Origin of the sequence: Dactylosporangium sp. CA-092794 (genome assembly GCF_050948465.1) — a bacterium.
Taxonomy (GTDB): Bacteria; Actinomycetota; Actinomycetes; order Mycobacteriales; family Micromonosporaceae; genus Dactylosporangium.
In genome coordinates this window covers 7,020,762-7,037,965 of sequence record NZ_CP192044.1, presented here as the reverse complement: position 1 = coordinate 7,037,965, position 17,204 = coordinate 7,020,762, and the positions used below count along the sequence as shown (strand labels likewise).

The following is a 17,204-nucleotide window of genomic DNA, read 5'->3' as shown; positions in this document are numbered from 1 at the left end:
GCAAGGTCCTTTACAAAATTGATAAGGGACCCTGCCGAACTCGTGTGGCACGCTGTACCCCGTGCAGACCACCGCCACCGCCAGCACGACGAGCGTGCTGCGGGTGATGAACGAGCGCGCCGTCTTCGCCGAGACCTTCCGGGTCGGCGCGGTGTCGCGGCCCGAGCTCGCCCAGCGCACCGGGCTGTCCAAGCCCACGGTCGCCGGGGCGCTGGCCAACCTGGAGCGGGCCGGGCTGCTGCGCCAGGTCGGGGTGCGGGCCGGTGCGGCCGGCCGCTCGGCGGCGCTCTACGAGGTGCGCCCGGAGGCGGGCTGGGTGTTCGCCGTCGACGTCGGCCGCTCCTACGTCCGGGTCGCCCTGGCCGACCTGGTCGGGCGGATCGTGGCGCGCAAGGACGAGCCGTCGCGCAGCACCCGGGCCCGCGACCTGGTGGCGCAGCTGACCCGGCTCGCCGAGGAACTGGCCGCGACGGCCGGCATCGGGCGCGACGAGATCACCCTGGCGGTCTTCGGTACCCCCGGCATCCACGACAAGGCGACCGGCGCGCTGCACCTGGCGCCCAACCTGCCCGGCTGGAACCGCCGCGGCAGCGTGGAGCGGCTGGCCGGCATCGCCGGCTCGACCTACGTCGTGGAGAACGACATCGACCTGGCCTCGGTCGGCGAGGCGACCTACGGCCTGGGCCGGGGCGTGCGGCACTTCGTCTACGTGTCCATCGGCACCGGCACGGGCATGGGCATCATCATCGACGGCCGGCTGTACCGGGGGTTCCGCGGCGCGGCCGGCGAGATCGGCTACCTGCCGGTCGGCGAGGGTGACCCGCTGACCGGCGAGCCGGCCGCCCGCCGCCGCGGCATGTTCGAGTCGGTCGCCTCGGCCGGCGGCGTGGTGGCCACGGCCCGCCGGCTGGGCCTGGACGCGGCTGGCGCGAAGGAGGTCTTCGACGCCGCGCGGGCCGGCGACGAGACCGCGCGGCTGGCCGTTTCGCGCGAGGTCGACCACGTCAGCCACGCCCTGGCCGGCATCACCGCGGTGCTCGACCCGGAGCTCGTCGTCCTGGGCGGCGGGGTGGGCAGCCAGACCGGCGACCTGCTCGTCGCGCCGGTCGCCGAGCGGCTGCGCGACCTGGTCGCCCTGCGCCCGCCGCGCATCGAGGTCTCCACCCTCGGCACCGACGCGGTGCTGCTCGGCGCCCTCGCCGTCGGCCTGGCCGACGCCCGCGACCTGGTCCTGGAATCGGCCGCCACCGCCGCCCGCTGATCCTGCTCGCCGGGCCCGGTCAGCCCAGGGACACCAGCCGGGCGCCGCCGTCGATCTCCAGCACGGTGCCGGTGATGTTGAGGTTGGTCGCGGCCAGGACGGTGGCCTCGGCGATGTCGTCCGCGGTGGCGATGCGCCGGCTGGGCAGCGCCCGGGCGAACTGGGCGAAGGTCTCCCGGCGGGCGTCCTCGGGGAAGCCGCTCCACCACGGGGTGTCGACCACGCCGGGGGAGACCGCGTTGACCCGGATCGGTGCCAGCTCCACGGCGAGCGGCTTGACCAGCGCCTCGACGGCGCCGTTGATCGCCGCGATGCCCGCGGTGCCGGGCATGGCGGCCCGCGCGCTGATCGCGCCGAGCAGCGTGATCGAGCCCGTGCCGCTCAGCTGCGGCAGGGCGACCTGGATCGTCGTCAGGTGGGCCCAGAACTTCGCGTCGAAGGCCCGGCGCAGCATGCCGAGATCCAGGTCGGCGATGGGCCCGGGGCCCTCGCTGCCGCTGAGCGCGACGATCAGCCAGTCGATGCGGCCGATCGCCTCGACGACCGCGCCGATCTCGGCCCGGTCGCCGCCGTCGGCGCGGTGGCCGATCAGCCCCGGGTCGGTCTCGGCGATCTCGTCCAGGCGCTGCTTGCCGCGGCCCACCACGTGGACCGCCGTGCCGAGGGCGTGCAGCCGGCGGGCGGTGGCCAGGCCGATGCCGGAGGTACCCCCGACCACCAGCGCGGTGTTCATGCTCATGCGAGTCTCCTATTTCGAACCGGAACGTCTCGTCTCGGAAAAGCTAGCATGGCTTCCGTGACCGTCCAACCTGCACCGGGCCGCCCCGGCCGCCGCCGGAGCGAGGACACCCGGCTGGCCATCCTGGCCGCGGCGATCGGCCTCGTCGGCGAGGTCGGCTACGCCGGCCTGACGATCGAGGGGATCGCCGCCCGCTCGGGCGCGGGCAAGCAGACGGTCTACCGGTGGTGGCCGTCCAAGGCCGACGTGCTGCTCGACGCCCTGGCCACCAAGGCCGACCTGCACATCCCGATCCCGGACGAGGGCAGCTACGCCGCTGACCTACGGGCCTTCCTGGCCGCGAGCTTCCGGCTCGGCCGCGACCGGCGGGTGCCGGACGCGCTGCGGGCGCTGATGGCGCACGCCCAGATCGACGCCGAGTTCGGCGACCGGTTCCGCGCCGCGTTCCTGCAGCGCCGTCGCGACGCCCTGGCCATCGTCGTGGAGCGCGCCCGCGCCCGCGGCGACCTGCCGCCGCGGCTGTCGCCGGGCACGGTGGCCGACATCGTCTTCGGCGTCATCTGGTACCGCATCCTCGCCACCCGCGAGCCGGCGAACGACCACGTGATCGACGAACTGGTCCAAACCCTCACCGCCATGCCCTGACCGCCCGGCTCGGCTCGCCCGGCTCGGCTCGCCCGGCTCGGCTCGCCCGGCTCGGCTCGCCCGGCTCGGCTCGCCCGGCTCGGCTCGCCCGGCTCGGCCCGGCTCGGAACGGAACGGAACGTCCTCGGTCATGACGGCGCCGGGGGTCGTGGCTTACCGCGCGCGGCCGGAGCGAACGAATCTCTCCGCGATCATGCGGCTCCTGCTGGCACGCGGCGGGTTTCTCATGATCGCGGAGACATAAGGTACCTATGGGTACATTGACCTTCCGTGATCATGGAAAACGCGTGATGCGGCGGCGACTTCGGCATGATCGCGGAGAGTTTCGGTCGTGATGCCCGATGGCTTCGTCCGATTCGGCCCGGGTTCGTGGCGGGGCGGCGGGTCAATCGGCGGGGATGGGCAGTTCCACGTCGAGGGTGGTGCCGGCGCCGGGTGGGCTGGCCAGGATCATCCGGCCGCCCAGGGCGTCGACCCGGTCGCCCGAGGCCGACCAGGGCCGAGCCGCGCTCCGGGTCGGCGCCGCCCACGCCGTCGTCGTGAGCCGTCAACCGCCGTCGGCGGCCGGAGGGGCCGCTGTCCGACGACGTGCGCGAGGTCGCCGGGTACTAATCTGGCGACGGCGGCGGGGGAGGTGCCATGCGAGGGCTGAGCGGGCCGGCGTGGTGGTTCGTGGCCGGATACGGCGTGTCCGCCGTCGGCACCGGGCTGTGCTATCCCTTCCTCGCCATCTACCTGCACCAGTTCCGCGGCCTGTCCGGCGGCGCGACCGCCGTGCTGCTGCTCGTGCTGGCCGGCGCCGCCGTGCCCATGTCCGTCTTCGGCGGCCGGCTGGTCGACCGGCACTCGCCCCGGCCGGTCGCGATCGGCGCGCTGCTCGTGCAGGCCGCGGGCTGGCTGCTGGTCGCGGTCGGCTCCGGCTACCCGGCCGAGCTGGCGGCGCTGCTGGTCATCGGGGCCGGCACCGGCCTGTTCCTGCCGGCCGTGATCCCGATCATCGCGCGGCTCAGCGCCACCGACGCGGTCAAGGTCCGCACGATGTCGCTGCGGTACCTGGCGCTGAACCTCGGGCTGGGCGCCGGCGCCGGGCTCGGCGGCCTGCTGCTCGGCCCGGCCGGCGCCGGCACCTACCGCTGGCTGTGCGCGGCCAACGGCGTCAGCTGCGCGGTGTACGCGGTGATCGTCGCCGCCCGGGTGCCGCTGCCGGCCGGCGACCCGGCGCTGCGGCGGGCCCGGCCCGTGCGGTTCCGGCCCGGGCTCAGCTACACGCTGCTGCTGGTCGCGCAGCTGCTGCTGGTGACGTTCGGCCTGGCGCAGGTGGAGAGCGGCGTGCCCCTCGCGGTCCGCACCGAGCTGTCCGGCTCCACCGCCCTCGTCGGCGGCCTGTACGCGGTCGCCACGCTGGTCGTGCTGGCCGGGCAGCTGCCGGTGTCGCGCTGGGTCGAGCGGGTGCACAAGACCCGCGCCCTGATCGTCATGCTGCTCGCCTGGGCCGGTGCCTGGCTGCTGGGCTACGCCGCCGAGGGGCTGGCCGGCGGCTCCCGGGTGGCGCTGCTGGTCGCCATGATGGTCACGTTCGCGCTCGGCGAGTGCGCCTACAGCCCCGCCTTCTACACCCTGCTGGAGCGGCTGGCCCCGGCCGGCGCCCTGGGCCGCTCCACCGGCGCGGCCTGGGCGGTGTTCCAGGTGGGCAACACCGCCGGGCCGCCGGTCGCGGTGTTCCTCGTCGGCGGCGCCGTACCCTTCTGGTTGGTGCTCGCCGCCGCGGCGACCCTGGCCGCCGGGCTGGTGCTGGTCGTCGACCGGCGCATGCACGCCGCGCCGAGGCCCGCGCTCGCCATGCCGTGACGAGAATCCGGTAGGCTGGTGGTGGCGCCGCCGCGAGCGGCGCCGACGGCGGTGGGGCCCGCCGACCCCGCGCGGCGGGGTGAACCGCGACGATGCCAACGGTCCCTGCCAGAGTGCTGCGGTGTGCCCTGGTAGGGAGGAGTGGGTGTGATCGAGCGCGATGCGTTCCCGGTGGATGCCGATGTCGACCTCCACGTGCCGGCCGAGCGGGTGGAGCTGCGGCCCAGCCCGGTGCCCGTGCTGGCGGCGATCTCGGCCGGCGGTGTCTGCGGGGCCCTCGCCCGCTACGGGCTCGCGCTGGCCTGGCCGCACGACCCCGGCGGCTTCCCGTGGTCGACGTTCCTGACCAACGTGTCCGGCTGCTTCCTCATCGGCGTGCTGATGGTGTTCGTCACCGAGGTGTTCGCCGGGCGGCGGCTGCTGCGGCCGTTCCTCGGCGTCGGGGTGCTGGGCGGCTTCACCACGTTCTCCACCTATGTGGTCGACATCCAGCGGGCCGCTGCGGCGGGAGCGCCCTGGGTGGCCCTGGCCTACCTCGCGGTCACGCTCGTCGGGGCCCTGCTCGCGGTGTGGGCGGGCAGCGCCGCGACCGCCGCGGTGGTGCGCCGGTGGGCCGGGCGCGGCGCCGAGACGGCGGGCGTGGCCCGGTGACGCAACTGCTGCTGGTGGTGCTGGGCGCCGCGGTCGGGGCGCCGCTGCGGTACCTCACCGATCGGGCGATCCAGGCCAAGCACGACTCGGTGTTCCCGTGGGGGACGATGACCGTCAACGTGGCCGGTTCGGCGCTGCTCGGCCTCGTCGCCGGCCTGCCCGCCAACCCGGCGCTCACCGCGCTGCTCGGCACCGGGTTCTGCGGCGCGCTCACCACGTATTCGACGTTCAGTTACGAGACCCTGCGGCTGGCCCAGGACGGGGCCCGCTTCTACGCGGTGATGAACGTCGTCGCGTCGCTCGTCGCCGGGCTCGGTGCCGCCTCCGCGGGACTGCTGCTCGCCCAGGCCCTGGGCTGAGCAAAGACCCGGACAGAGCCGCCCGTTCGGGTGATTGAGTTGTTCCCCGGGGTGATGTTCGGGCCTGAAGTACCGGAGGTATGGTGTGGGCCGGCAGTACCCGTTCGGCTTCGCAGCGTTGCGTACGGAGGTGGGAGCGTGCCGGTCACCGGGCAACGGGTCGTCCGCCGGGCCCTGGGACGCCGGCTCACGCGGCTGCGGGTGGCGACCGGCAAAAGCCGGCGTGAGGTGGCCGAGGCCAAGCTCGGCATCTCCGAGCCGACCCTGCACCGCATCGAGACGGGCAAGACGCCGGTGACCGTGGCCAACGTGCGGGCGCTGTGCTGGCTCTACGGTGTCGACGAGAGCATCACCGACGCGCTGTCCGAGCTCGCCCTGGGCACGTCCCAGGAGGAGTGGTGGGACGCCAACCCGGTCATCCCCGACTGGTTCAAGCTCTACGTCGGGCTCGAGGCGAGCGCCAAGCGGATCTGCACCTACGAGGGCGAGGTCGTCCCCGGCGAGCTGCAGACCGAGCAGTATGCCCGCGCCGTCTACGGCGCCGAGCAGGCGGTCGAGGCCGAGGCGGCCGACCGGCACGTGAAGCTGCGGATGCAGCGCCAGGCCGCGCTGGCCGCGCGCAACCCCAAGCCGGTGCTGACGACGGTGCTCGGCCAGGGCGTGCTGAGCCGGGAGGTCGGCGGCCCCAAGGTGCTCGCCGCGCAGATCGAGCACCTGCGCGAGGCCTCCCAGCAGCAGAATGTGGAGATCCGAGTGCTGCCCTGGTCGGCCGGCGCGCACGCGGCCATGGCCGGCGCGTTCCGGATCATGGACTTCGAGGATCCCGAGGACCCCGACGTGGTGTACCTCGAATCACACCTTGGCGCCCTCTATCTCGAGGAGCCGGCCGAGGTGGAGGAGTATCGACGGGTGTTCTCGCTGATCTGCGAGGCGTCGGTGCCGATCACGGATTTTCGATGAACACGACCACCACCAGCAGCACCGCTGCCTCGCCGACGGAACGGGCGGAATGACCAGCATGCACGAGCAGTCCTCATCGGCCGCCCGCAAAGCAGCTACCGCCGCCCGGATGTACGACTACTACCTCGGCGGCATCCACAACTTCCCGGCCGACCGGGCGGCCGCCGACGCGGTCGTCAAGATGTTCCCGTTCGTGCGCGACGCCGCCCGGGCCAACCGCGGCTTCGTCGTGAACGCGGTGCGGTACCTGGCCGGCGAGGGCGTCCGCCAGTTCCTCGACGTGGGCGCGGGCATCCCCACCGTCGACAACGTGCACTCCGTCGCGCGCAAGATCCAGCCGGAGGCCCGGGTCGTCTACGCCGACATCGACCCGGTCGCCGTGGCCGAGGGCCAGGAGATCCTCGCCGACGACGGGCTGGCGGCGGCGGTGCGCGGCGACCTGCAGGCGCCGCGGGCGCTGCTGGAGCACCCCGAGGTGCGCCGGATCCTCGACTTCGGCGAGCCGATCGGCCTGCTGCTGGCCGCCGTGCTGCACTTCATCCCCGACCACCGCGTCGGCGAGGAGGCCACCGCCGAGCTGGTCGCGGCGCTGCCGTCCGGCAGCTACCTGGTGGTGTCGCACACCGCCAAGGAGACGTTCTCCGCCATCGACCAGAGCACGATCACGGAGAACGTCTACCAGCGGCGGACCGCGACGCCCGGCACGACCCGCACCCGCGCGGAGGTCGAGCGGCTCTTCGCCGGCGTCGACATCCAGGAGCCCGGCGTGGTCTGGGCGCAGGAGTGGAGCCCCGGGCCCGCGTCCGGTCAGCCGCAGCCGGCCGGGCCGGGCGGCATCTGGGCGGGCGTGGGCAAGAAGCCCTGACGCCGGCCGCGGTTCAGTCGGTCAGCAGCCCGTCGAACTCGCCCTTTTTCGCGCCGTCGAGGAACGAGTCCCACTCCTCGACGGTGAACCACACGGTGCTCTCGTCGGGCCGCTTGCTGTTGCGCACCTCGATCTGGCCCGCGTGCCGGCGCGCTTCCACGCAGCTGCCGCCGTTGCCCGTCGACCGGCTCGACATGATCCATTTGCTGTCGCCGTGCATCCTGCTGTTCTCCTTTAGGCCAGGGGTGTCCGACGCCGCTCCGCGCCGCGGGCCTGTAGCGAGCGTTTAGGGCCTGTCACGCTCAGTTACTGGGGGTGTCCTTGGCGCGGTACAAAATCGGACAACTTGGTGCGTAAGATCGGGATAGCTCGGTTTTCTTCGTTCGTCGTGAAATTTTTGCGTACCGAGCGTAAGCGATCAAGATCCAGCACCAAAATGTCGCTTAGAACTCTTCCTCCGTGAAATCTTGCATGCTGGAAGCTGCCGCGCGATGATAACCGTCGTGATCCGGTGTGGCCCCCAGGCCCGCCGGACCGTCTGTCATCCGGTCGCCCCCCTTCGCAGCGGATCAGAGAGGACATCGATGGATATCCTCAGCCAGGCCCACCGCGGCGTCGTGGCCGCGCCGGAGGGCGACCAGGCCGGCGACGCTGGAGTCGAAGCGGAGCTGGCCCGGCTGCGGGCCCAGGTGGCGCTGCTGGAGGCCGAGCGCGCGGCCCTGTGGTGGGAGACCAATCACGACGAGCTGACCGGCCTGGCCAACCGCCGGCGCCTCAACGCGCTGGGTCCGAAGCTCCTCGGCCGCACCGGTCGGTGCGCCGTCGTCGTGCTCGATTTGAATGGTTTCAAGCCGATCAATGACCGCTACGGCCACGCCGTGGGTGACCAGGTGCTGCGCACGGTCGGCGGCCGCCTGTCCCGCTGCGTCGGCAACGACCTGGCGGTCCGGCTCAGCGGCGACGAGTTCGCCGCGATCCTCACCGAGACGCCGCCCGCCGGGCCCGGCCCGGGTGGGCACTGGACGGCTCCGGTGAGCGCGATCGCCGACGCCATCGCCGAGCCGATGACCATCGACGACACCGAGCTGACGGTCACCGCCTCGATCGGCGTGGCCACCGCGGACGGCGGCACCACTACCATCGCCGAGCTGATCCGCCGCGCCGACCTCGCGATGTACCGCGCCAAGGCCAACCGCTACTGCTCCTACGTCGTCTGGGACTGACCGTCCGCAGGGGTGTGATGCGCCGCCGTGAAGGCGGCGATCACACCCATTTCAGCGCGGACAGGGTGCCGGGTCAGCTGATGAGGCTGACGCCCAGGGCGAGGACGGCCAGGCCCTGCAGGACCGCTCTGGGGACGATGATGCGGTCCCAGTCCCGTTGCCAGGCGCGGGCGTCGGCGGGAGTTTCGTGGGCGTCGGCGGCCGCGGTGAGCCGGCGGTTGATGGGTGCGCTGATGCGCAGGTAGAGCAGCACCCAGACGACCAGCAGCAGGAACGCCGCTCCCGCGGTCGCCGATCCGGCGGGGTGGCCGGCCACTGCGGCGAGCACGGCTGCGGCGGCGGCGACGACGAGGCCGAGGATTCCGGGAGCCGGCATTCGCCGGTCGCCGAAGCGGTGCACGTTGCCCATGATCGCGGTGAGGGTGGTGTCGTCGACCCGCGCGAGGGCGGGTCGCTGGACGATCGCGCAGAAAGCATCGGTGCCGTAGACGATCCCGGTGCTCACGATCGCCAGGAGCGCGGCGAGTTGCGAGAGCAGTGTCATGCCCGGGCCTCCGGGCCGCCGAGCGGCGGCAGGGCGCCGATCTGCTGGAACATCTGCATGAGGTTCAGCTCGTCCCAGTGCTCGACGAACATGCCGTCCTGGACGCGCCAGATGTCGATGCTGCGCATCTCGACGGGTTTGCCGCTGGCGGGAAAGCCCAGCAGGTCCCCGGTGTGGGTGCCGCGGTAGATGAAGCGGCCCACCACGCGGTCACCGGAGACGACCAGGTCTTCCATCGTGACGCTCACGTCGGGCAGGCCGGTGAGGAACGCGGTCCAGAACTGGCGGTTGGCCTCGCGTCCGTCGGCGACGAAATCGTTGTGGTTGCGGTAGTCCTCGGCGACGAATCGGTCCACCACGTCCGGGTCGTGGGTGTTGATCATCTCGACGAAGAGGTCGGCGAGCCGGTGTTCGGGTGTGGTCATGGCGGTCTCCTCATGACGGTTAGCGTTGCTAGCGCTAGCAACGCTAACCACCCGACGCGCTCGCGTCAATAGCGCCGCTAGTATGGCTAGCAGTGCTACAGTCGGGTATGGCTATCGAGGACCGCCGGCAGCGCGAGCGCATCGCCCGTCGCCGGCTCATCACGGCGACAGCACGCACCCTGGCCGAGCGTGAAGGCTGGGATGCGGTCACCACGCGCCGGCTGTCCGCCGAGATCGAGTACAGCCAGCCGGTGCTGTACAAGCATTTCGGGTCGATGGAGGACATCGTCGAGGCGGTCGCACTGGAGGGCTTCGGCGAACTCGCCGAGACGCTGCGCGCGGCCCGCCGCGGCGGCGCCGCGCCCGGCGACGAGGTCGGCCGGGCCGCCGCCGCTTACAGCGACTTCGCCGCGACGAACCCCGCGCTCTACGACGCGATGTTCACCCGGTCCACGCGACTGCGCTTCGCCGCGCAGGACACCCCGGCGCCGCTGTCCGAGGCGTTCAGTGAACTGCGCGCGGCGGTCGCCACCGTTGCTACCGCGCGCGACGTCGACACGCTCACCGAGGTCCTGTGGGCGGCGCTGCACGGACTGGCCATGCTCGGCCGCAACGACCGGCTACGCCCGGGACATGCCGCCGACCGCATCGAGGTCCTGGTCGCGCAGTTCCGCACCGCCGGGAATTGAACACGACACGGCTCCGGGCCGAAAGGACCCGGAGCCGTGAGATGGATGCGGTGGGAGTCAGGCGAGGGCGGGTTCTTTCGGGGGTACCGCCGCCGGGTCTTCATGGGGATCGTCGAGCATGGTGCGCTCGTCGAACGGCGCGCGGCCGGCCAGGACCTCGGCGCAGCGGTCCCGATCGAAGTCGCCGGTCCACTTGCCGACCAGGACCGTGGCGACGGCGTTGCCGGCGAAGTTGGTCAGCGCCCGGGCCTCGGACATGAACCGGTCGATGCCCACGATCAGGCCCACCCCGTCGACCAGCTCCGGCCGGTGTGCCTGCAGGCCGCCGGCCAGCGTGGACAGGCCGGCGCCGGTGACACCGGCCGCACCCTTGGACGCGATGATCATGAACAGCAGCAGCGAGATCTGCTGGCCGATGCTCAGCGGCCGGCCCAGCGCGTCGGCGATGAACAGCGACGCCATGGTCAGATAGATGGCCGTGCCGTCGAGGTTGAAGCTGTACCCGGTGGGCACGGTCAGGCCGACGACCGTGCGCGACACGCCCAGGTGCTCCATCTTCGCCACCAGCCGCGGCAGCGCCGACTCCGACGACGAGGTGCCCAGGATCAGCAGGAACTCGCGGGCCAGGTACTTGAGCAGCGACAGGATGTTCACCCCGGCCACCACCCGCAGCAGCGCGCCGAGGACCACGAAGACGAACAGGAAGCAGGTCAGGTAGAAGCCGGCCATGATCTGCAGCAGGCTCTCCAGGGCCTTCCAGCCGCCGGCGCCGACGACCGCGGCGATGGCGCCGAACGCGCCGATCGGGGCCAGCCACATGATCATGGCGAGGATGCGGAACACCAGCCGCTGTAGGTGGCCGATCCCGGCCAGGATCACCTCGCCGGAGCGGCCGATGCTGTGCAGCGCGAAGCCCACCAGCAGCGCCACCAGCAGCGTCTGCAGCACCGCGCCGGAGGTCAGCGCGGAGAACAGGCTGGTCGGGATGACGCCCAGCAGGAAGTCGACGGTCGAGCCGGAGCCGCTCGCGGCCTGCTTCGCCGCCGCCGCCTTGCCGGCCGCGGTCAGGTCCAGGCCCGCGCCGGGGTGCAGCAGGTTGCCGATGACCAGGCCGATCGCCAGCGCGACCGTCGACATGACCAGGAAGTACCCCAGGGCGAGCCCGCCGACCTTGCCCACGCGCGCGATCTTGCGCACCGAGCCGACGCCGAGCACGATCGTGCAGAAGATGATCGGGCTGATCATCATGCGGATGAGGTTGACGAAGCCGGTGCCGAGCGGCTTCAGCTGCAGCGCGGCGTGCGGCGCGAGCAGCCCGAAGGCGGCACCGGCGATCACCGCCACGATGACGGCGAGATACAAGATGTGGGTGCGGTCGCGCCGGCGGGGCGGCGCGGGCGCGATATCGGCGGTTGCCATGCGCCCGAGCATGGAAGCAGCAGTGACCTGGGTCACTATTTCGTTCATTTCGTACACGTGACTGGCGCACGACCGGCGTGTCACCATCCCGTATGTCCCGCTCGCTCGCCCCGCGGCGCTGGAGCCTGGCCCGCCAGCTGCTCGGCCTCCAGCTCACGGTCATCACCGTGCTCGTCTGCGGCACCCTGGTCGGCGCCTACGTGCAGGCCGACCGGGCCGGCCTCGACGCCGCCCGGCAGAAGGTGCTCGGCGTGGCGTGGAGCGTCGCCGACTCGCCCGCGGTCCGGGCCGGCCTCGCCGCCGCCGACCCAACCGCCGCCCTGCAGCCCCTCGCCGAGCGGGTCCGCGGCGACGCCGCCGTCGACTTCGTGGTCATCATGACCACCCAGGGCATCCGGTACACCCACCCCGACCCCCGCCAGATCGGCGGGCACTTCCTGGGCAGCATCGACGACGCCGTGCGCGGCCGGGCGCTGACCGAGACCTACACCGGCACCCTCGGCCCGTCGATGCGCGCCGTCGTCCCGGTCCGCTCGGGGGACCAGGTGATCGGCCTGGTCTCGGTCGGCATCACGCTCACCTCCGTGGCCCGCGACGTGCGCAACCGGCTGCCGTCGCTGATCGTCACCGCCGGCCTGGCCCTGCTCGTCGCCGGCGCCGGGTCGTGGCTGATCAGCCGCTGGCTGCGCCGCCAGACGCACGACCTGGGCCCGGCCGAGCTGGCCCGGATGTACGAGTTCTACGACGCCGTCCTGCACGCCGTCCGCGAGGGACTGCTGCTGCTCGACCGCAACGGCCGCCTGCTGCTGGCCAACGACGAGGCCCGGCGGCTGCTCGGCCTCGGCGACGCCGCGCTCGGCCGGCCCGTCGACGCGGCCGGCCTGCCCGGCGCCCTCGCCGAGGCCCTCGCCGACGGCCGCCCGCGCACCGACGAGATCCACCTGGCCGGCGACCGCATCCTGGTGATCAACCAGGCGTCCGCGGGGGAGGGCGGCACGGTGGTGACCCTTCGCGACCACACCGACCTGCAGGCGCTCACCGGCGAGCTGGACTCGGTGCGCGGCTTCGCCGAGTCGCTGCGCGCGCAGGCGCACGAGGCCGCGAACCGGCTGCACACCGTGCTGTCGCTGATCGAGCTCGGCCGGCCCGGGCAGGCCCTCGACTTCGCCGCCCAGGAGCTCGCGGTCGCGCAGCGGCTCACCGACCGGGTCGTCGGCGCCGTGCGCGAGCCGGTGCTGGCCGCCCTGCTGCTGGCCAAGGCGAGCCAGGCCAGCGAGCGCGGGGTGGACCTCGTGGTGGCTCCCGACGCGGAGGTACCCGAGGCCGTGCTGCCCGCCGGCGACCTCGTCACGATCGTGGGCAACCTGCTCGACAACGCCATCGACGCGGCGGTCGCCGCCCCGCCGCCGCGCCGGGTCGAGTTCTCCGCCGCGCTGCGCGACGGCGACGTGGTGCTGCGCGTCGCCGACAGCGGCCCCGGCCTCGACCCGGCCGACGTGGCCCGCGCCTTCGAGCGCGGCTGGTCGACCAAGCCCGCCGGCGGCCCGGCCGGCCGCGGCCTCGGCTTGGCCCTCGTCGGCCAAGCCGTGCACCGCCACGGCGGCGGCATCGACGTCGACGGCGCGGTCTTCACCGTCCGGCTGCACCGCCCCTCGGTCGGTGCCGCGTGATCCGGGTGCTGGTGGTGGAGGACGAGCCGATCGCGGCCGACGCCCACGTCATGTATGTCGGCCGGGTGCCCGGGTTCACGGTCGCCGGCCGTGCCGGTACCGCCGCCGAAGCGATGCGCACCCTCGGCAAGGCCCCGGTCGACCTCGTGCTGCTCGACCTCAACCTGCCCGACATGCACGGCCTCGACCTGGTCCGGGCGATGCGCGCGGCCGGCCACCCGGCCGACGTCATCGCCGTCACCTCCGCCCGCGACCTCGACGTGGTCCGCGCCGCCGTGTCCCAGGGCATCGTGCAGTACCTGCTCAAGCCCTTCGCCTTCGCGGCGCTGCGGGACAAGCTCGAGCGGTACCGCCAATATCGGGAGCAACTGGCCACCGCCGACGCCGTCACGGGCCAGCAGGAGGTCGACGGCCTGCTCGCCACACTGCGCGGCCAGGACCCGGCCCACCTGCCCAAGGGGATGAGCCCCGAGTCGCTGACCGCCGTCGCCGGCCTGGTCCGGGCCGCCTCCGCCGGGATGTCGGCCGCGGAGGTCGGCGAGCGCCTGCAGGCCTCCCGGGTGACCGCCCGCCGCTACCTGGAGCACCTCGCCGAGCAGGGCGCGGTCGTGCGCCACCTGCGCTACCGCGGCGCCGGCCGCCCCGAGGTCGAGTATCGCTGGGTCCCCGTCCGCTGACCGGCCGCCGGCGCGCTCAGCGGTCGACGGCGAGCTCGCCGAGCTCCGACCAGTCGTCCTGGGGGACCGTGACGTTGACGATCCGCGGGGTCTCGGCGAGGTACCGCGGCAACGTGCGCTGCGCCTCCTTGAAGTGCTCCGATCCGACGTGCGCGGCGCCGGCGTCGTCGCGGAAGGCCTCGACGAGCACGTATTCGTTCGGGTCGTCCAGGCTGCGGGACCAGTCGAACCACAGGCAGCCCGGCTCGCGCCGGGTCGCCGCGGTGAAGTCCGCCGTGATCGACGGCCACGCGTCGGCGTGCTCGGGCAGGACACGGAACTTGACGGTGATGAAGATCATGCGGTACTCCTCGGTGCCGGCCGGTCGGTGCCAATCCAGCATCGCCGACCGCCCGGGCTCAGCGGCGGCCGGGGCCCTCCGCGTGCACCGCCCGGGCCTGCCACGCCTCCAGGCTGGTGACGTCCGCCGGGGCGTCGTCCGTGATGACGTACCGCCGGGGCGCCATCGCGGCGTGCCGGCCCGCCAGCAGCTCCAGGCAGCGCCGGTGGGCCTCGGCCGGGGTGGCGGGCCCGTCCCCGGCGGCCGCGACGAACGCAACGAGCGGCTCGCCGCCGGCGTCGGCGAAGACCCGGGCCGGCGCCGGCGCGACGGCCTCGTCCAGCAGGAGTTGTACCTCCGCCAGATCCACCCAGCAGTGGTCGACCAGCAGCCAGCCCGTCGGCCGCTCGATCGGCGGCAGCCCCAGCGCCGCGACGGTCGCCGCGTGATCGAGGTCGCCGCCGGCCGCCGCGACGAGCAGCCGCTCCAGCGCCAGCAGCAGGTCGGTGGCCTCCTCGCGGGTCACCCTGCCGGTGTCGCCGCTCCACACCCGGGCGATCACCTCGCCGTCGACCTGGCCGAGATCGAAGCGCAGCAGAATGTCGGTCGGCGGCAGGTCCGCCCACTCCAGCCGGGTCGGCGTGGCCGGACCGTCCGCCCCGGGCAAGTCGAACCCGCGGGTGTCCACGACCACGCTGTTGAACAGCGGCTCGTAGGTCGGCGCGATGCCGCGCTCGTTGGCCAGCCAGGTCGCGTGCTCGTGCTGGCGGTGGACGTTGTACGCCCCGTGGAGCCCGGCCTGCAGCACCGCGCCGAAGCAGCGCCGCACGAGTTCGTCGAAGCCGGCCTCGCCCGCCTCGACGGACACGTACGTCGACTGGGCGAGCGTGCCGACGTACCCGCGCAGGCTCGATTCGAACCGATTCGCCGACAGCATCACGAACTGGGTGGTGCCGTACCCGGTGCGCCGCGACAGCAGCGCACACACCGCGGCGAGCACGATCGTGGGCCGGCTCACCTGCGTCCGCGCGGCGATGTGGTCGAGCGCCCTGGCGGCCGCCGCCGACGACATGCCGCACGCCCCCGAGCCGCCCGCGGCGCGGACGCGCGGCCGGGCGTACAGGTGGGCCGGCGCGGCCGCGATCTGCCGCGCCCAGTAGCGCAGCGCCTGGTCGAGCCGGCGCCGGTGCGACGGCTTGCGCTCCACGGTGGCCCGGTCGAGCGGCTGCTGCCGGGCCTCTCCGACCACCCGGGCCGCGGGGTCGCGGATCATCACGTCGAACTCGTGGCCGAGGATCACCAGGGCTTGAAAGTCGACGGCCAGATGTGAGTACACGGCCACGGCGGCGATCACGCCCCCGTCCCGCACGCCCCCGTCCCGCACGCCCCCGTCCCGCGCGGCTCCCTCGCGCACGGCTCCGCGCCTGGCTTTCTCGCTCTTGGCTCCCTCGCGTGCGGCTTCCTCGTGTGCGGCTTCCTCGTGTGCGGCTTCCTCGTGTGCGGCTTCCTCGCGTGTGGTTCCCTCGCGTGTGGTTTGCTCGCGTGTGGTTTCCTCGCGCACGGCGACCGCTATCCGCACCGGTGCCTCCACCGCCACGTCGATCGGCTTTTCCCGGGTCAGCGCCACCATCCGCTCCGCGACCGACGCGGCCGTTTCGCCCGGCGCCGCCCGGTACACCGCCATGGGCACCTCGCCGGCGGTCAGCACCCGCTGCTCGCCGGGCTCGCCGAGCAGATACCGGCTGCGCAGCGCCTCGTGCCGGCACAGCAGCACCCCGAAGCACTCGGCCACATCACCGACGGTGACCCCGTCCGGCACCACGAACGCCTGGTCAAGCATCGCCGCCGGTGCGTGCGGCGCATCGGCGAGCCACTTGCCGATGTTGAGCTGCCCGACGGTCAGCGGCCCGGCGGCCGCCCGCCACCCCTGAAACCGCACGGGCACCGGATCGAGCGGGATCAACTGCACCATCGACACTCCCGTGCGACGACGACTGACCAGATCGATCCTTGTGGCTGAACAGTTTCCGTACCACCGCCGTTCGGCCCCCGCCAGGATGGCCACCCGGGCATTCCAGGACCCCGCATGAAACTTACATACGGAATCGTTTCCCCCGGACTTTCCCCACCCATTCGACATTGGCGATGGTCGCTACCCATGCGAGGGCTACCGCTCCCTTGCCGCGCCTCCGGCACCGGGCACTGCAGCGGCTGCGCGGCGGGGGCGAGCTTCTTCGCGGCTCGACCCGGCACGCGCTGGGTTCCGGAAATGGCTTGGTGCCGTCCCTCCACGGCCGGATCGCCGGCCTCGGCAGCGGACAGCCGGATGTATGTCTCCGTGATCATGATGCTCGCGGTGGCCGTGCTACGGGTTTGCCATGATCCCGGAGACTTTTGGTACACGGGTGTACATCAGCACTCCGTGATCATGAAAAACCGTTGGTGTCGGTGCAGGGTTCGGCATGATCGCGGAGACTTCCGGTCGCTGCGCCGTCCTTCGCGGCGGTCGGGGCCCGGCGGCCAGTGGTCCGCTGTCGCCCCGGGCGCCCGGCGGCCCGTAGCGCGCGGCCGGCCCCGCAGCGGCCCTTGCCCGGTCGTCGCCCGCGGCCCGTGGTGGGCTTGCGGCCCGTGGTGACCCTGTGGCCCACGGTGAGCCTGCTGTCCGCGCGGTGGGCTTGTGGCGCGCGGTGGGCTTGTGGCGCGCGGTGACTCCCCGGCCCGGTGAGCCTGCCGCCCCTGGTCGCCCGTGGTGGGCTTGCGGCCCGTGGTCGGGGCATCGGTGCCGGGTATCCGCGACCGGAAGTCACGGCGCCGGGTCGGGCGGCCAGGAGCCGTGGTGGTCTGGGCCGCGGGCGGCTACCAGCCATGGGCGGCCCGGGCCGGCCGTGGCTAGGCGCCGTGGATGGTCCG

General features: G+C 73.1%; 18 protein-coding genes. 11 read left to right on the top strand and 7 right to left on the bottom strand.

Annotated elements, in window-relative coordinates:
• The first annotated feature begins 61 nt into the window (after positions 1-61).
• On the top strand, positions 62-1,261 hold the full coding sequence (locus tag ACQPXD_RS30030) for an ROK family transcriptional regulator (protein WP_432824674.1): 1,200 nt from the start codon (positions 62-64) through the stop codon (positions 1,259-1,261).
• Between the two features lie 19 nt (positions 1,262-1,280).
• Here ACQPXD_RS30030 and ACQPXD_RS30025 read toward each other — a convergent pair whose 3' ends face one another.
• A complete protein-coding gene (locus ACQPXD_RS30025; RefSeq protein ID WP_432824673.1) occupies positions 1,281-2,000 on the bottom strand; it encodes an SDR family oxidoreductase in 720 nt (239 codons plus the stop codon).
• Between the two features lie 57 nt (positions 2,001-2,057).
• On the opposite strand from ACQPXD_RS30025, the gene ACQPXD_RS30020 reads away from it, so the two are divergent.
• The 6 genes from ACQPXD_RS30020 to ACQPXD_RS29995 all read left to right on the top strand — a co-directional run bounded on the left by ACQPXD_RS30020 (position 2,058) and on the right by ACQPXD_RS29995 (position 7,328).
• On the top strand, positions 2,058-2,645 hold the full coding sequence (locus tag ACQPXD_RS30020) for a TetR/AcrR family transcriptional regulator (protein ID WP_432824672.1): 588 nt from the start codon (positions 2,058-2,060) through the stop codon (positions 2,643-2,645).
• Between the two features lie 639 nt (positions 2,646-3,284).
• Complete coding sequence (locus tag ACQPXD_RS30015; protein WP_432824671.1) at positions 3,285-4,493, top strand: MFS transporter; 1,209 nt, start codon at positions 3,285-3,287, stop codon at positions 4,491-4,493.
• Between the two features lie 147 nt (positions 4,494-4,640).
• A complete protein-coding gene (locus ACQPXD_RS30010; protein WP_432824670.1) occupies positions 4,641-5,144 on the top strand; it encodes a fluoride efflux transporter FluC in 504 nt (167 codons plus the stop codon).
• The gene (crcB, locus tag ACQPXD_RS30005; protein WP_432824669.1) at positions 5,141-5,503 is read left to right on the top strand and encodes a fluoride efflux transporter CrcB; all 363 of its coding nucleotides are present in this window, start codon (positions 5,141-5,143) and stop codon (positions 5,501-5,503) included. Before ACQPXD_RS30010 ends, crcB begins: the two co-directional genes overlap by 4 nt.
• A 138-nt stretch (positions 5,504-5,641) precedes the next feature.
• Positions 5,642-6,463, top strand: coding sequence for a helix-turn-helix domain-containing protein (locus ACQPXD_RS30000; protein WP_432824668.1), 822 nt, complete (start codon positions 5,642-5,644; stop codon positions 6,461-6,463).
• 49 nt (positions 6,464-6,512) lie between these two features.
• A complete protein-coding gene (locus tag ACQPXD_RS29995) occupies positions 6,513-7,328 on the top strand; it encodes an SAM-dependent methyltransferase (RefSeq protein ID WP_432824667.1) in 816 nt (271 codons plus the stop codon).
• Positions 7,329-7,341: 13 nt separating this feature from the next.
• Here ACQPXD_RS29995 and ACQPXD_RS29990 read toward each other — a convergent pair whose 3' ends face one another.
• Complete coding sequence (locus ACQPXD_RS29990) at positions 7,342-7,548, bottom strand: DUF397 domain-containing protein (RefSeq protein WP_432824666.1); 207 nt, start codon at positions 7,546-7,548, stop codon at positions 7,342-7,344.
• A gap of 364 nt (positions 7,549-7,912) precedes the next feature.
• Between ACQPXD_RS29990 and ACQPXD_RS29985 the strand changes: the two genes are divergently transcribed.
• Entirely contained in the window at positions 7,913-8,551 is a 639-nt protein-coding gene (locus ACQPXD_RS29985; RefSeq protein WP_432824665.1) for a GGDEF domain-containing protein, read from the top strand.
• Between the two features lie 73 nt (positions 8,552-8,624).
• Here ACQPXD_RS29985 and ACQPXD_RS29980 read toward each other — a convergent pair whose 3' ends face one another.
• Positions 8,625-9,095, bottom strand: coding sequence for an anthrone oxygenase family protein (locus tag ACQPXD_RS29980; protein ID WP_432824664.1), 471 nt, complete (start codon positions 9,093-9,095; stop codon positions 8,625-8,627).
• Entirely contained in the window at positions 9,092-9,520 is a 429-nt protein-coding gene (locus ACQPXD_RS29975; protein ID WP_432824663.1) for an ester cyclase, read from the bottom strand. The genes ACQPXD_RS29980 and ACQPXD_RS29975 overlap by 4 nt, the downstream gene beginning before the upstream one ends.
• Before the next feature lie 107 nt (positions 9,521-9,627).
• On the opposite strand from ACQPXD_RS29975, the gene ACQPXD_RS29970 reads away from it, so the two are divergent.
• Positions 9,628-10,209: a TetR/AcrR family transcriptional regulator gene (locus tag ACQPXD_RS29970; RefSeq protein WP_432824662.1), complete on the top strand. Its 582-nt coding sequence runs from the start codon at positions 9,628-9,630 to the stop codon at positions 10,207-10,209.
• A gap of 57 nt (positions 10,210-10,266) precedes the next feature.
• On the opposite strand, the gene ACQPXD_RS29965 is transcribed toward ACQPXD_RS29970, so the two are convergent.
• On the bottom strand, positions 10,267-11,628 hold the full coding sequence (locus ACQPXD_RS29965) for a cation:dicarboxylate symporter family transporter (RefSeq protein ID WP_432824661.1): 1,362 nt from the start codon (positions 11,626-11,628) through the stop codon (positions 10,267-10,269).
• 92 nt (positions 11,629-11,720) lie between these two features.
• Between ACQPXD_RS29965 and ACQPXD_RS29960 the strand changes: the two genes are divergently transcribed.
• Both ACQPXD_RS29960 and ACQPXD_RS29955 read left to right on the top strand, forming a co-directional pair.
• Positions 11,721-13,298, top strand: a complete 1,578-nt coding sequence (locus ACQPXD_RS29960) for an ATP-binding protein (protein ID WP_432824660.1) — start codon at positions 11,721-11,723, stop codon at positions 13,296-13,298.
• Entirely contained in the window at positions 13,295-13,975 is a 681-nt protein-coding gene (locus ACQPXD_RS29955; RefSeq protein WP_432824659.1) for a response regulator, read from the top strand. The genes ACQPXD_RS29960 and ACQPXD_RS29955 overlap by 4 nt, the downstream gene beginning before the upstream one ends.
• A gap of 16 nt (positions 13,976-13,991) precedes the next feature.
• Here ACQPXD_RS29955 and ACQPXD_RS29950 read toward each other — a convergent pair whose 3' ends face one another.
• Positions 13,992-14,315, bottom strand: coding sequence for a putative quinol monooxygenase (locus ACQPXD_RS29950; protein WP_432824658.1), 324 nt, complete (start codon positions 14,313-14,315; stop codon positions 13,992-13,994).
• Between the two features lie 58 nt (positions 14,316-14,373).
• Positions 14,374-16,266: a hypothetical protein gene (locus tag ACQPXD_RS29945; RefSeq protein ID WP_432824657.1), complete on the bottom strand. Its 1,893-nt coding sequence runs from the start codon at positions 16,264-16,266 to the stop codon at positions 14,374-14,376.
• Positions 16,267-17,204 lie beyond the last annotated feature (938 nt).

Bases quoted from the DNA above. Each gene is read 5' to 3' on its own strand.
- ACQPXD_RS29975 (WP_432824663.1), bottom strand. From the start codon at position 9,520: ATGACCACACCCGAACACCGGCTCGCCGACCTCTTCGTCGAGATGATC.
- ACQPXD_RS30015 (WP_432824671.1), top strand. From the start codon at position 3,285: ATGCGAGGGCTGAGCGGGCCGGCGTGGTGGTTCGTGGCCGGATACGGC.
- ACQPXD_RS29990 (WP_432824666.1), bottom strand. From the start codon at position 7,548: ATGCACGGCGACAGCAAATGGATCATGTCGAGCCGGTCGACGGGCAAC.
- ACQPXD_RS29950 (WP_432824658.1), bottom strand. From the start codon at position 14,315: ATGATCTTCATCACCGTCAAGTTCCGTGTCCTGCCCGAGCACGCCGAC.
- ACQPXD_RS29945 (WP_432824657.1), bottom strand. From the start codon at position 16,266: ATGGTGCAGTTGATCCCGCTCGATCCGGTGCCCGTGCGGTTTCAGGGG.
- ACQPXD_RS29995 (WP_432824667.1), top strand. From the start codon at position 6,513: ATGACCAGCATGCACGAGCAGTCCTCATCGGCCGCCCGCAAAGCAGCT.
- ACQPXD_RS29985 (WP_432824665.1), top strand. From the start codon at position 7,913: ATGGATATCCTCAGCCAGGCCCACCGCGGCGTCGTGGCCGCGCCGGAG.
- ACQPXD_RS29965 (WP_432824661.1), bottom strand. From the start codon at position 11,628: ATGGCAACCGCCGATATCGCGCCCGCGCCGCCCCGCCGGCGCGACCGC.
- ACQPXD_RS29970 (WP_432824662.1), top strand. From the start codon at position 9,628: ATGGCTATCGAGGACCGCCGGCAGCGCGAGCGCATCGCCCGTCGCCGG.
- ACQPXD_RS29980 (WP_432824664.1), bottom strand. From the start codon at position 9,095: ATGACACTGCTCTCGCAACTCGCCGCGCTCCTGGCGATCGTGAGCACC.
- ACQPXD_RS29960 (WP_432824660.1), top strand. From the start codon at position 11,721: ATGTCCCGCTCGCTCGCCCCGCGGCGCTGGAGCCTGGCCCGCCAGCTG.
- ACQPXD_RS30025 (WP_432824673.1), bottom strand. From the start codon at position 2,000: ATGAGCATGAACACCGCGCTGGTGGTCGGGGGTACCTCCGGCATCGGC.